At 58.4% G+C, this 12,833-nt stretch carries 11 protein-coding genes; 6 read left to right on the forward strand and 5 right to left on the reverse strand.

What is annotated here, in order from left to right:
- The first annotated feature begins 33 nt into the window (after positions 1 to 33).
- The 4 genes from AB4Y36_RS35700 (at position 34) to AB4Y36_RS35715 (ending at position 3,346) form a co-directional block, all read left to right on the forward strand.
- Positions 34 to 1,020 (forward strand): cytochrome d ubiquinol oxidase subunit II, encoded by a 987-nt coding sequence (locus tag AB4Y36_RS35700; protein WP_368685468.1) that lies wholly within the window; start codon positions 34 to 36, stop codon positions 1,018 to 1,020.
- 400 nt (positions 1,021 to 1,420) lie between these two features.
- A complete protein-coding gene (gene moaA, locus AB4Y36_RS35705) occupies positions 1,421 to 2,455 on the forward strand; it encodes a GTP 3',8-cyclase MoaA (protein ID WP_368685508.1) in 1,035 nt (344 codons plus the stop codon).
- 42 nt (positions 2,456 to 2,497) lie between these two features.
- Entirely contained in the window at positions 2,498 to 3,049 is a 552-nt protein-coding gene (locus tag AB4Y36_RS35710; protein WP_368685469.1) for a molybdenum cofactor biosynthesis protein MoaE, read from the forward strand.
- Positions 3,050 to 3,088: 39 nt separating this feature from the next.
- Positions 3,089 to 3,346 carry a MoaD/ThiS family protein gene (locus tag AB4Y36_RS35715; RefSeq protein ID WP_368685470.1) on the forward strand — a complete coding sequence of 86 codons (258 nt, stop codon included), beginning with the start codon at positions 3,089 to 3,091 and terminating at the stop codon, positions 3,344 to 3,346.
- A gap of 19 nt (positions 3,347 to 3,365) precedes the next feature.
- Here AB4Y36_RS35715 and AB4Y36_RS35720 read toward each other — a convergent pair whose 3' ends face one another.
- From AB4Y36_RS35720 to AB4Y36_RS35740, 5 genes are all read right to left on the reverse strand, one after another.
- Positions 3,366 to 5,039 (reverse strand): peptidoglycan D,D-transpeptidase FtsI family protein, encoded by a 1,674-nt coding sequence (locus AB4Y36_RS35720; RefSeq protein WP_368685471.1) that lies wholly within the window; start codon positions 5,037 to 5,039, stop codon positions 3,366 to 3,368.
- A gap of 699 nt (positions 5,040 to 5,738) precedes the next feature.
- Positions 5,739 to 6,686 carry a cupin domain-containing protein gene (locus tag AB4Y36_RS35725; protein WP_368685472.1) on the reverse strand — a complete coding sequence of 316 codons (948 nt, stop codon included), beginning with the start codon at positions 6,684 to 6,686 and terminating at the stop codon, positions 5,739 to 5,741.
- 260 nt (positions 6,687 to 6,946) lie between these two features.
- A complete protein-coding gene (locus AB4Y36_RS35730) occupies positions 6,947 to 7,867 on the reverse strand; it encodes a LysR substrate-binding domain-containing protein (RefSeq protein ID WP_368685473.1) in 921 nt (306 codons plus the stop codon).
- Between the two features lie 236 nt (positions 7,868 to 8,103).
- The gene (locus AB4Y36_RS35735) at positions 8,104 to 8,337 is read right to left on the reverse strand and encodes a rubredoxin (protein WP_368685474.1); all 234 of its coding nucleotides are present in this window, start codon (positions 8,335 to 8,337) and stop codon (positions 8,104 to 8,106) included.
- Entirely contained in the window at positions 8,334 to 9,281 is a 948-nt protein-coding gene (locus AB4Y36_RS35740; RefSeq protein WP_368685475.1) for an NAD(P)-dependent oxidoreductase, read from the reverse strand. Before AB4Y36_RS35740 ends, AB4Y36_RS35735 begins: the two co-directional genes overlap by 4 nt.
- Positions 9,282 to 9,777: 496 nt before the next feature.
- Between AB4Y36_RS35740 and AB4Y36_RS35745 the strand changes: the two genes are divergently transcribed.
- On the forward strand, positions 9,778 to 11,817 hold the full coding sequence (locus tag AB4Y36_RS35745) for an FUSC family protein (RefSeq protein ID WP_368685476.1): 2,040 nt from the start codon (positions 9,778 to 9,780) through the stop codon (positions 11,815 to 11,817).
- Positions 11,818 to 12,140: 323 nt separating this feature from the next.
- Complete coding sequence (locus tag AB4Y36_RS35750) at positions 12,141 to 12,809, forward strand: hypothetical protein (protein WP_368685477.1); 669 nt, start codon at positions 12,141 to 12,143, stop codon at positions 12,807 to 12,809.
- Positions 12,810 to 12,833: the final 24 nt, after the last annotated feature.

The following is a 12,833-nucleotide window of genomic DNA, read 5'->3' on the forward strand; positions in this document are numbered from 1 at the left end:
CCACTGATTCGCATTCGTATGCAGGAACTCATCATGACAGCCGCATCAACTCAGGATCTGTTAAATCAAGCATGGTTCGGGATCATCGGCCTTATGCTTGTGCTTTACGTGGTAACCGACGGCTTTGATCTCGGCGTGGGCATCCTCACGTTGCTGCGTCGCAAGGAAAGTGACCGGGATCTCATGATCCAGTCGATTGGCCACGTCTGGGATGCGAACGAAACCTGGCTAGTGGCGCTCGGCGGCGCCCTGTTCGGCGCATTCCCGTCGGCTTACGCCATGATTCTCTCGGATCTCTACGTCCCCGTGATGTTCCTGATCGCTAGCTTCATCATGCGTGGCGCCGCAATCGAATTCAGGCACGCCGCGCATACGAGCAAGTTGGTGTGGGACCGCGTATTCGGTATCGGCAGTCTGCTCGCGGCGATCTCCCAGGGCATCGTGCTCGGCAAGATCCTCACCGGTTTCGTTCCAGGCCTCTCGAGCCTCGGCTTCGTCGCCGTGACCGCGATAGGTGTCGTGTCAGGCTACTGCCTGCTCGGCGCGACGTGGGTCGTGAAGAAGACGAGCGGCGCAATCCAAAGCTCGGCGCGACGCCACGCTACGGTCGCCGTCTTCACCACTGTAGCCGCTGCTCTCGTTGTGTCGTTTGCTACGTTCAAGCTCAGTCCTGTAGGAGTGACGCGCTGGCAGGAGCACGGAGTTTTTCATCTGCTGATCGCACTCGCGATTCTCGCTGCTCTGGCGTTCGTCTACGTGCTCTATTCGATCCGCATGCACGGCGAGCACAGCCCGTTCGTAGGCTCGACGCTGCTCTTTGTGATCTCGTTCGTCGGACTTGCGATCAGCCTGTTTCCCTACATCGTGCCGGGCAAACTCACAGTTGACGCTGCGGCTTCGGATAGCCCGACGCTTACATTCATGCTGTTCGGTATCGGCATGGTGTTCCCGATCATGATTGGCTACAACCTTTACCAGTACCATCTTTTCCGCGGCAAGGTGGTGCCGGTCAAGCACTAGCAGTCACCACCCATTCGGCCGACAACAGCGCCTTCCGTATGCAAACGGTACGGAAGGCATTTTTTTTGGAGGCGATACGCAATTTGCACCGTTCTGCGCGTCCTCGCGAAACAGCGTCCCGGTAGCCAGCATACGCTCGCATTGCATCACAACATATGCCCTCCGACTGTGCTGGTGGATTTTGCAGACGACTGTGCATTCGAGGTGCGAAGCCGTCGCCCTATACTGAGGGCAAATCGATCAGGGGAGCATCGCCCGGCTATCCAGGCGCGAGCCCGGGCGGTCACCGCTTCTCTCCTCCCATCGCCCGCAACTCAATGTTGAAGAGATCGTGAACGCCATCGCAGAGCCCCTTGCCGCCGACACGTCACCGCGCGATTGTGCGCCGGCGAGTGCCGCAATTCCTGTTTCTGACACGTTTGCACGTCCGTTGCGAGACCTGCGTCTGTCCGTCATCGATCAGTGCAACTTTCGTTGCACTTATTGCATGCCGTCGGACGTCTTCGACGCAAACTATCCATTCCTGCGGGCATCGGAGCGCCTTTCGTTCGACGAAATGGTGAAAATCGCGAAGGCATTCGCGTCGCTTGGTGTCGAGAAGATCCGAATTACGGGCGGTGAGCCACTACTGAGGCGTGGCCTTGAGTCGCTCGTCGAACGGCTTGCCTGCCTTAGGACGGTGAGCGGCAGCGCGATGGAAATTGCGCTCACGACGAACGGCTCACTGCTCGCAAAAAGGGCCCGGTCGCTTCGAGACGCCGGGCTAAATCGCGTCACGGTAAGCCTTGACTCATTGGATGATGCGGTGTTTCGCCAGATGAGTGGCGCCCGTGAACCTGTACAGCGCATTCTCGAAGGCATCGAGCAGGCGTGCGCGGTGGGCCTTACCCCAGTCAAGATCAATGCCGTGATTGAACGGGGCGTCAACGACAGCCAGATTCTGCCGCTTGTGCGTCACTTCCGGCATACCGACGTGGCCGTGCGCTTCATTGAGTACATGGACGTCGGCGGCGCGAGCGGATGGTCGACTGCAAACGTGCTCACTGCGCCGGAAATTCACGCTATCGTCGAATCCGAGTTTGCGCTCATCCCGCTCGGGCCGCAGCCTGATGCAACCACCGCCGTCAATTTTCGTCACGCGGACGGGAGCGGCGAAGTGGGCTTCATCGCAAGCATCTCACAACCATTCTGCGGCACGTGCTCGCGTGCACGAGTATCCGCCGACGGCCATCTCTATACCTGCCTTTTCGCCGCTCGGGGCTATGATCTCACGCCGTGGCTTGATGAGAGCGGACCCGTCGATCAACTGGCCGACGTGCTCCGCTCCCGCTGGCGCGAACGCTACGATCGCTATTCAGAACTACGTGCAACCCGACACAAACCGCGCACAGGTAAGGCATATCCAACCGTGCGCATGTCGCTCGTTGGTGGTTGAGCCGAAGCATGCGCTTTATACAGAGATATTGGAGAACTCGTCATGTCGGCCTCTAGCCCCGCTTCTTCTTCCGTCCAACCATCCCCGCCCTCTTCCGAGAGTCCCGGCGAAGAAGCAACGCTACGCGCCGGCATAGCGTCCGGCTTCGAAGTACGCGTGCAGCACCAGCCAATCGACGTCCAAGCGGAAATCGCACCCATCATGCGCAACCCAAACGTGGGTGCCGTCGTCAACTTCATCGGCGTCGTGCGCAATAGCGGCGATTTCGACGACGTCGTCGCACTAGAACTCGAGCACTACTCCGGCATGACCGAGCAGTCGCTGTGGGGTATCGTCGAGGAAGCCATCGCACGCTGGAAAGTAGACGCTGTGAAGATCGTCCATCGAATTGGGCTCGTTCTACTCGGCCACGCCGTTGTATTGGTGGTTGTGGCAGCGCCGCACCGAGCCGCTGCGTTCGAAGCATGCGAGTTCGTCATGGATTTTCTTAAGACCCACGCTCCTTTCTGGAAAAAAGAGATTCGGGGCGATGGTACGTCAGAATGGGTCAAAGCCAAAAGACGAGACGAACAGGCGACGTTGCGCTGGGGCTAATCCGGGTCGCTTCGAACCCACGGTATCCGGAACGTACAAATGAAGCTCACTATCAAATACTTCGCGAGCATTCGCGAACAACTCGGCATCACTGAGGAAATCGTCGTTATCGACGTACCGCATCTCACAATCGACGGTCTCCGATCAAGACTCGGCTCGCGCGACGCCCGAACAGCGGACGCATTGCGCGATGGCCGACCGGTCCGCATAGCCGTCAACTACGAAATTGTAGCCCCAACCTTCGTCTTGCGCCAGGACAGCGAAATTGCCTTCTTCCCTCCGGTGACCGGTGGTTGAATACCTCGGCCCGTGGGCGCTAGGGCCTTGCGGCTCTGGGAAATTTTGGAGTCGCACCAAGGTCACCTGCGGCATTCTGTGTCGGCTCATCGGGCGCAACGCCAAGTTCATGCATCGCGGCGTACGCGATCTGTGCAAAAGCTGGGCCCGAGACGTCGCCGCCGAAGTGTTTGGCTCCCTGCGGTTTATCTACCGATACTGCGATTACGAGTCTCGGATTTCGAATCGGAATGATTCCGACGAAGGAGGCGCGGTATTCATTCTTCTCGTAGCCGTGCCTCGTTGCGGTATAGGCCGTTCCAGTTTTGCCCCCGACGCTATAGCCAGGAACCTGCGCATCAGGCGCCGTGCCCCCCTTTGAAACGACGCTCTGGAGCATCACTCGCATCTCGTCGGTCGTGTGTTTGGTGAAGACCTGTGTACCCTCGACCGTCGAACCATCCTGCTTGTAGAGCGTAAGCGGGAGAAGCCGTCCATTGTTCGCGAATACGGTGTACGCCTCTGCGAGCTGGACCAGCGACATCGACACACCGTACCCGTATGACATGGTCGCCTGCTCGATCCGCCGCCATCTATTCCATGGCCGCACGATACCGGCGGCCGCGCCTGGAAAGCCAAGATTGGGTGGGCGACCGAATCCCAGTGCGGAGTAAAGCCGCCACATCTCTTCTGGCTTCATGGTCAATGCGATCTTTGACGCGCCAATGTTGCTGGACTTCTGAATGACCCTCGCAACCGTTAGCGTTCCGAAGTTCGCATCATCAGTGATGACCGCACCGTCCAATGAAAATCGACCGTCTGTTTGTACAAGCGAATTTGGTGTGACCCGACCGAGATCAAGCGCCAGCGATACGGTTAACGGCTTCATGATGGATCCAGGCTCGAAGACGTCGGTCACCGCGCGGTTGCGCAATGTGGCGCCGCGCAGTGCAAACCGATCGTTCGGATCGTAGCTGGGAAAGTTTGCAAGGGCGAGAATCTCTCCAGTGTGCCCATCAACGACAATCGCCGATCCGCTTTCTGCATGGCTCGACGTTACCGCGTCTTGCAAGGCCTCGTAAGCGATGTACTGAATGTTGCGGTCAAGTGCGAGTTGGATATCAGCGCCTGGATGTGGGCTCTCTACGCTTCCGAGGTCTCTAACGATATGCCCCACCCGATCGCGCACGACGAGTTCTCTCCCGTCAACCGAGTTAAGCTTGCTTTGCGCCCCCAGTTCGATGCCCTCCTGGCCCTTGCCCTCCGTATCCGTGAAACCAACCAGTTGAGCGGTGAGCGCACCCTCGGGGTATACACGCTTATACTCTGGTATTTCGTGAATGCCCGGAATTGCGAGCGCTTCCACCTCACTGGCAACGTCGCGCGAGATCTGATGCCTCAGATATACGAACGTCTTGTCGCTATCGATTTCCGCATTCAGTCTCTCTTCTGAAATGCCAAGCAATTTCGCAAGCATCGCGAGTCTTCCCGGCTCAACGTTGTCCGGGACATCCTTTGCGTCGACCCATACTGCCATCGTGGGGACGCTCGTCGCCAGTACGCGGCCATTGCGGTCGACAATTCGACCTCGATCGACTTGCAAGTCAATGACATGGTCGACACGTGCGTCACCTTCCGATTGGTAGAAGCGGCTATCAAGCACCTGAACCCAAAGGGCACGCGCGATGCACGCTGCGAAAGCAATCGTGATCAAGCCCATCACGATAGTGGATCGCCCACGGTATCCAGTGGCTTTCAGGAGGGGGCTTTCGTTGAAAGTAACACGACGCGTCATTTACGAGGCACGAAGGGATTGCTCATTTCTGGCAGCAGCCGCCAACGGTCGTGGCGCACGCTCTTGAAGGAATTGGGGTGACGATTGCTACCCGCCAATACCGATGGCGAGTTGTTCGCCGCGCGGTGTAACGGAAAGAGAACCCGGTGCGCCGCGCTCGCAATGTGCAACGATCAGACCGGCAGCCAGTAGATCTTGCAGGCAGGTAGAAAGCGTTTCCGAATCGAGTCCCGTTCGGGCCATTATCAGACTACGTTGCTCGTGAAGCGATTTCCCTTCCCCGAAGACCACGAGGTGCCACATCAGGAGGTTGCCGATAGACTCCGGCGCATCAGTGTTAGAAGAATGAGAACAACCTGGTTCCGGCGGAGGACTATTTGATAAATGCATTTGAGATGACATTCTTGCGTCGTAGAGAAGTGACGAGGCAGACTGTCGAACTAGTGCTTCGCGTCAACACGGTGCGGGCCGACCATCTCCAGCCGGAGGCCGGGGCACCATGCTCTTGCCACTGCGGAGGCCGAGCATGGACGTCAATAACGCGGTGTGGCGACGCTAACGGTCCGTTGAAGGCCGCCCCCCGTCCAGGCAGCCATCTCCGGACCGATCGCCTAGCGCTTAGCGCGCGAACTGGATGTCGAGCGATCGCAGATACGTCTGCAGACCGGCATCTTGCAGCGGGATGACGTGAGCCACGTCATCGGACTCGTTGAAGTGCGCATGCCAGTAGCCCGGCGGCGTGACGAACGCCATACCAGGCGTCCAGTCGACACGCACCGGATCGATAATGTCGCCGTTAGCGTCCACTTCCGTGCCGACGAGCGTATAGACACCCGGCTTGCAGTTGGGGATGAAGTCGAGGGCGATCGACTGGTGACGATGGGGCTTCTGCATCGTTTTCGGTGCAACGACTCCGAACATTGCCCACATCGAATGCGTCACCGTGCGTGTCTGCGGGAAGTGCGTGTTACCGAGAAGAACGCTCACGCGATTGCGTTGAGCAGCGCCCGGTGCGTTCGAAACGTTTTCAAGTTCCTGCTGAGCTCGCGCGGCTGGATAGAGGGTCGGCGTAAAGCGAGCACGCGAGAAGTCGACGCCCAGATACGAAAGCAGCGGACCATCGTTGACGTAGTACAGGCGCGCAGTGGATTCAGCCGCGAGCACGACCTCGGCGCCACCGGGAAGCGAGAAGAAATCGCCCGCGCCGAAACGGAACGCCGAATCCTTCTGCGCGACCGTGCCATGTCCTTCGAGGACATAGAACACCTGCGAGGTCGCGTTCGGATTCACGGACAGCTTTTCACCTGCAACGATACGCAGGAAGTTTGCCATCAGGGCGGGACCCGTGGCCGGATAGTCGACACCGAGTTCGGTCGAGAGGTCCAGCGGCACGATGCGCGTGGGGCCGTCGTCGTAGAGCGAATTCAGGAACGAACGATACGGCACGCGCGAAATGAGCTTCGCCCCGATCGGATTCGCGGACGACGTGTACTCGAAATACTGCGCGTCTCGCATGACTTCATTATCCTGAAGGCGAAGCGTCGAGAAAGAGGTCTTGTCAAGCATTGGATCATCTCCAAAAAAAATAGGTGGGTTGCTTGAAGGGCGATCCGCTGAGGTGGACGACGATCGACCGTTTCCAGCAGCGTTGGACGCAACTATAGGAGTGCGCCTTGTTCCGCGGAACCACGCTCCCCCGAAATCACCTTTGCACGAAGGGCATAACTCCCGATTCCCCATTTGTCTTACAGTTAAGGGGCGCTATCGTTGATATGCAGGCTTGGTGAACCCCATCGATACTTCGTCATCGCTCTACGCACTTTCCGCTACCATTGCGGCGCCTGTTCAAAAATGGACACATAGAAGTCAACGAAGGCCCTGACTTTGGATGAAACCACTTTTTTTGGAGGATAAACCGCCCAGATTGCGGGCTCGGGTCGGGTCGCTCTCTCCTCCCAATCCGTCAATATGCCTACAAGCTCACCGGACTCAATCGCCGAGTTGATGCTCCACGACGGCAGCAATGCTATGCCTGAGCCGGCTTTCGCGAGATCGCGGAGAATGTCGATATCACTCACGAGAATGCGACTGTGTGGCTTCACCTTCGCCTCTGCCCTCTCGCCCTTCTGATCCCGATTAACGAAGGTCCACTTGGCGTCCGCTGCTTGTATGCATCGCAGTACGCGATGTTCAGTCAGATCTGACGGCGACGACGGAGTACCATACCTCGTAAGATATTGGGGACTCGCGCATAGCATCCGCCTGTGAGCGGCCAGCTTGCGCGCCATTAGTTGTGAATCAGGCAGCGTGCCAATCCTGATTGCGAGATCCATCTGGGTCTCGATGAGATTGACGGCCTCGTCCGACACAACTGCCTCCACCGAAATATCGGGGTACCGCTCAAGGAATATTGGCAGATGCTTCATGACATGGTGCCGACCAAACGATGTCGGCATTGCCACTCTCAGAACGCCTTTCGGCCTGGCGTTGAGCGACGAGGTAGCTTCGCGGGCATCGTCCAGCGCCTTCATCGCGACCAGCGCTTGAGCTTTAAAGATCCGCCCCCCTTCGGTAAGTGCCTGTCCACGTGTCGACCGGTTGAACAACGCGATGCCTAGATCACACTCCAGATCAGTCACGTACCGCGACACCGTCGACACCTTGAGATCCATCTGATGTGCTGCCTTGCTGAAACTGCCCAATTCAGCGGCTTGAAGAAACGCGCGCACTGCGGCGAAATAATCCATTTCCGATACTCGAAACTTGCAGACGTCGTTTGTGGAGCGGACGAGGCATGACTCCCGTCTGTGGCCAAGGTCGTGGTCGGGCAACACTTTCACATCAGTCGGCTGCCTCTGCGCGCTTGCAGTTGCGCTGCCAGGGCCCCGCGCGATGGATTCGTGCCCAACGTACGTCGATACGACGAGGCCATCATCTGCCCAGATCTGATCACGAAAGGGGTTCGGGAAGTCCGCAGAGCCGTCTAACATTCAACAACAACGAAATCGTCCTTTCCAACTTGGCACAGAGGGCATGTCCAGTTGTCCGGAATATCCGAGAACCGTGTTCCAGGCGCTATGCCGTCCTCTGGCAGGCCAAAGCGCTCGTCGTAGATCCAGCCGCAGATGACGCAGACCCATATCTTGGAGTGAGACGCCGCCTCCGACGATGCTGTGTCTGCTGCACGTTCATCCGCAGGCGAAGAGGTGATATTCATGATTCGATTCCAGCGCTGAATTGCGCAAGCTTGCCAAGTGCGGACCAGTCGAGGTCCCCCCAGCCGCGTGCTATCGCGGCAAGCATTCTGTCGCGGACAACGCTCGCAACAGGCATAGGCGCCAAAACCGTTTCAGCTTCGACCAGCGCGAGGCGCAGATCCTTGAGCCCCAATCGAGTGGTCATGCCTGGCGGAAGATAGCGCTGCTCCGCAATTCTTCCGCCGTACGCCTTATGCACCTTTCCGTCAAAGAGGGACCCGGTGAAAACGGTGAATGCAACTTCAGGCTCGATACCCGCTTTCTGCAGAAAAGCAAACACCTCACCCATGCTCTGCATCGTGGATGCCGTCAACACGTTCGCAGCGAGCTTCACCGTATTTGCGAGCTCCGGGACATTGCCAAGTAAAAAAGTGCGCTTTCCCAGCCTGTTCAGGATCGGTAGCGAGCACGCCAGATAGTCCTGCGTCCCAGCTGCCAGTACAAACAGCTCGCGAGACGCTGCAAGGTCCGGACTACCGAGGACCGGCGCAGCCACGTAACCCTGGCCGAGATGATTGTGCAGTCGCGCGATCCGCCGTGAGGCACCAGGACTGATCGTGCTCATCGAAATGTGAATGGCGCTCGTTGGGAGGACGTTCGCCAGCGACTCAGCCACTGATTCAGCCGCATCGTCGTCTGCCACCATACTGATGACGATGCTGCACTGCGCGAGATCCCCCCACCCGGCTGCGACGGTGGTGCCCCGCGTCTTCAGGGTGGCCAAGTTCTTTCCACTCCTGCTGTAGACAATTGTTTGGTAGCCGTCCGTAATCAGATTTTGGGCAAACGCAAGACCCATGCGTCCCAGCCCAACTACTCCGACCTGCTGCACTGCCGCCACGTTAGGGACAGTTTCGAGTTCGTGGCTCAGTCCAGGAGGAAGCGAGGGTGTCATCGCGTTCATGTTGCTGTCATCCGGTTAATAGAGTCCGGCTGCGTTACGCCTGGCGACTATCCTGTATGACGGCGAGCCGTGACTGAGTAACGGCCGCCGCAGTATTCAAATACTTGGCGGAAAGACGGCAGAATAGGTGCCCGACACGGCGCGGAGAAGTACTACTCTGGGAAGTCTGTATTGCGTAAATGGGCATGCTTTGGTCGTAGTAATCCGGGAGCTACCGCTTCCAGATGAGTGCATTTGACCGCTGCGCCCCGCTCAATGCTTTTGAGGTCATAAACCAGACAAGCTCTGTACCGCCCCAAAGTCAGATGGTCTGTACGCCCGCGGTGTGCATGCCAACGGCTAGAATCGCGCCAACCTAACTCCCCGAGTCCATGTAACGACGGACACTTCTCGCGGAAACGATACTGAGAGCGTGATGATCTTTTCCAGGTTTCACCGATTATCGAGTCGATACTGGTCTCTCCTTCGAGACCTCGCCCGTCGGCGCCCCTCCTGGATGGTTTCGTTTGCGATGGAGGAAGCGAGCCTATCTGAAGGAATGAGAGCAGCTTGTGCTGCAACCGCGATGCTCATCGCTGGCGAGTTCCTGCACAACCATCACTTTTCGTGGGCGGCAATCGGTGCGTTCTCGACCTGCCTCGCCGACGCTGGCGGTTCACCACGCCGGCGCTTCTCTTCGATGGTCGGTTTCACCGTGCTTTCGACCGTCTTCGGTGGACTAACCGCACTTGCTGCGGGGTCGGGTCTCGTCGCCGCGTGCGCCGCCGTGCTGGCGATCTCGTTCTCGGCGGGCCTCGCCTCGATATGGGCGCCTGCGGCCTATCAGGTTGCACTGGTCAGCGCGACCATCTGTATCGTCATGGTCGACTCTCCGATTCACAGCGTTCAGGAGGGTGCGCCGCTCTTGGGCATCTACGCGACCGGCTGTCTCGTTGCGACTCTGCTCAGCTTTAGCGTCTGGCGGATCCATCCGTCTGGGCCCAGCCGCTTTGCGGTACGGCTCGTTTATCAACGCCTTTCCGACGCGGCTTGCGATATTGCGGCGCTCGCCTCCAGCCCTGGCAGCCCCCAGGACGACTGGGATCGATGGGCGACCGATTTCCGGACCCAGGCCCGGCAGTCGCTCGAGGCGGCCCGCAGCGCGCTAATCGGGCCGCCACCTTCGCGGGTGGAAGGGCGCCAACTTCTCGGCGATCTTCTACTAGCACTCGACGACGCAGAATGGATCCTCGTTAGCCTCATTGTCATCGCCACCGCACTGGAAAATGCCTCGCTGGCAGGCGCTGACCGCCAAACGATGCGCACGCAAGCCAGACGTGTCGCACGCTGCCTCGACGCGCTGGCCGGACTGCTAACCCGAATTTCCGAGGCGCTCGCGAAGCCAGCTACACCGTTTCCCCATGAGTTACGCGGACGCTTGCCGGCATTTGCACGTCGCATCGAAGGCGCACTGAATCACACGCTGACGATCCGTTTCATTTCATCAAAGGTATCGGATCTCGCGTTGCGCATTCCGTCCTCCTCCAAAGAGACGACCTGGATACATGCGTTGACGGATGCGACCCGTGACGGGCTCCAAACGCTTCGCGCAAATCTTCGCCCCCAATCGCCCGGCCTTCGGCATGCGGCACGCCTTTGCGTCGCAACCACATCTGCCCTTGTAGTCGTTCGAAGTTTTCATATACCGTTCGGTTACTGGGCCACGATGGCGACACTTTTTGTGCTTCAGCCGGCGGGCGGAATGACACTGCTCAGAAGTATGGAGCGGGCAGCCGGCAGCACCGCTGGCGCATTGCTGGCCGCGGTGATCGGGCTCGCGATCCATAGCCCGCTCGCGATCTCTCTTGCAGTGTTCCCCTTGATCTGTCTCACAATGGGGCTCCGGCGAGTCAGCTACAGCCTGTACGTCGTGTTCCTGACACCCTCGTTCGTTCTTGTCGCCGATTTCGCAAAGCCTTCGAATGAATTCCTGTACGCGGTTGATCGGCTGGGGAACAACGTGCTCGGCTGTCTAGCCGCTTTGCTAGCCACCTGGTTGATTCGATCGGTAGGAGATCGCGACAAGCTTGAGGGCGCGGTCGAGCGCGCCGTCGACGCGAATCTCGCGTACCTCGCCGCGGCCTGCGCATCTCCGGGAAGTGACGCAGACATCGAAGACTTCCGGCGCAAGGCCGGCTTAGCTAGTTCGCATGCGGAAGCAATGTGCCGGTTCAACTGGACAATTCGAAAACGTCAGAGAATCAAGATTCTCTCGACCTTATCGTTGTTGCGGCGAATACTGGGCGTGGGCGCCGTGATACAGAATTCACCTGCATTCGCGGATAAGAATGCAATATTCCACCAGGTCCTATCGACAGCGATTGAGCAAGTCCGCGCGCAAGGTCACGGAAACATCGGCCAGCCGCCGACCATACCACGTCATTCTCGGTTAAAGCCTATCGAGAATGAACTGCTCCAGCAGTTAGTGCAGCTCCGGACGTTGCGTCAAAAGGATAACCGAAGCACTGCCGACCTCAGCGTCGCCGTCTCGCAGTAGGAATCCGCGTCCTTCCCACGCCTTGCGGTGCAACCGCAGGCTGAGGGCGGGGAAGACGTCAACAGGCGGCGGATACCTGGCATCGGTCCTTTCCGCATGTACGAGCAGCCATGATGTCCGAGGACCAAAAAACGGCGCGAAGCGCCTTCCCCACTTTTGCAACACACACTTCCCTGGATGGGATTGCGCGCAGTGTCCGCATAAGTGAACCTTCGGAACGGCGAGCGCTGTACGCGCGGTCCGGCATGACTGGGATACTCCTCCGTCGGGGCGTGCGCTACAAACGTTGCCCCGATAACTGAGCAGAAACGTGATGGATTGCAATGAAGCTTGCGGATAAAGTGGAACTGCGTGTTCTGGGACTGGCGCGCATACTATGTCTCGTCGCACTTGTATGCATCGTGCTGGCAATGATAGTCGTGGTCGTCTCGCTCCTGACACCTGGACATGCGACTGCGAACGCTAACCTTTCGGTGACGGCCAATGAGGTGCTTTCCTCCATCCCTGGCCTGGAATCCGAAAATGACGCTATTCCGGACGACGCCTCACCTTCGATTAGCGTTCCACGAGCTGCGGGACTCACCGTGCCAAAGGCACTCCTTGAAATGCTGACGGGTGATGATGCGAACCAAGCCTCGCTGGACGCGTGGTTAGGCAGCGTTCCCTTCGCCGACCGCCAGCAGTTCCTGAACGAGCTTTCCGATGTCGTTACCGAGGCTGATCGGCACGCAGCGACGTGGGAATGGGATGATCGCGAGCACTATATTGCAGCAGCTATGAATCGGTACGCCCAGGTCAAGATTAAGCGGATAACGTCGACACAACAGGCCATTGAGGCAGCCAATGCCCGGAGCAATCAGTTCCGGGCATCGCTGGGAACGCTTCTCGGTCTCGCGAGTGTGCTGACGCTGTTGCTCCTCCTGAGCTCGATCGAACGCAACACACGCCGTTTTCATGCAACGAACGAAGCACGTCCCGAATCAAAAACATAGCAATTTCGACGGACAATGCCTGAG

It is taken from the genome of Paraburkholderia sp. BR10936, assembly GCF_040965735.1.
Lineage (GTDB): Bacteria > Pseudomonadota > Gammaproteobacteria > Burkholderiales > Burkholderiaceae > Paraburkholderia > Paraburkholderia nodosa_A.

Coding starts and splice junctions, on each gene's coding strand:
- AB4Y36_RS35700 (WP_368685468.1), top strand. CDS start 34: ATGACAGCCGCATCAACTCAGGATCTGTTAAATCAAGCATGGTTCGGG.
- AB4Y36_RS35710 (WP_368685469.1), top strand. CDS start 2,498: ATGTCGGCCTCTAGCCCCGCTTCTTCTTCCGTCCAACCATCCCCGCCC.
- AB4Y36_RS35715 (WP_368685470.1), top strand. CDS start 3,089: ATGAAGCTCACTATCAAATACTTCGCGAGCATTCGCGAACAACTCGGC.
- AB4Y36_RS35725 (WP_368685472.1), bottom strand. CDS start 6,686: ATGCTTGACAAGACCTCTTTCTCGACGCTTCGCCTTCAGGATAATGAA.
- AB4Y36_RS35730 (WP_368685473.1), bottom strand. CDS start 7,867: ATGGATTATTTCGCCGCAGTGCGCGCGTTTCTTCAAGCCGCTGAATTG.
- AB4Y36_RS35735 (WP_368685474.1), bottom strand. CDS start 8,337: ATGAATATCACCTCTTCGCCTGCGGATGAACGTGCAGCAGACACAGCA.
- AB4Y36_RS35740 (WP_368685475.1), bottom strand. CDS start 9,281: ATGAACGCGATGACACCCTCGCTTCCTCCTGGACTGAGCCACGAACTC.
- AB4Y36_RS35745 (WP_368685476.1), top strand. CDS start 9,778: ATGGTTTCGTTTGCGATGGAGGAAGCGAGCCTATCTGAAGGAATGAGA.
- AB4Y36_RS35750 (WP_368685477.1), top strand. CDS start 12,141: ATGAAGCTTGCGGATAAAGTGGAACTGCGTGTTCTGGGACTGGCGCGC.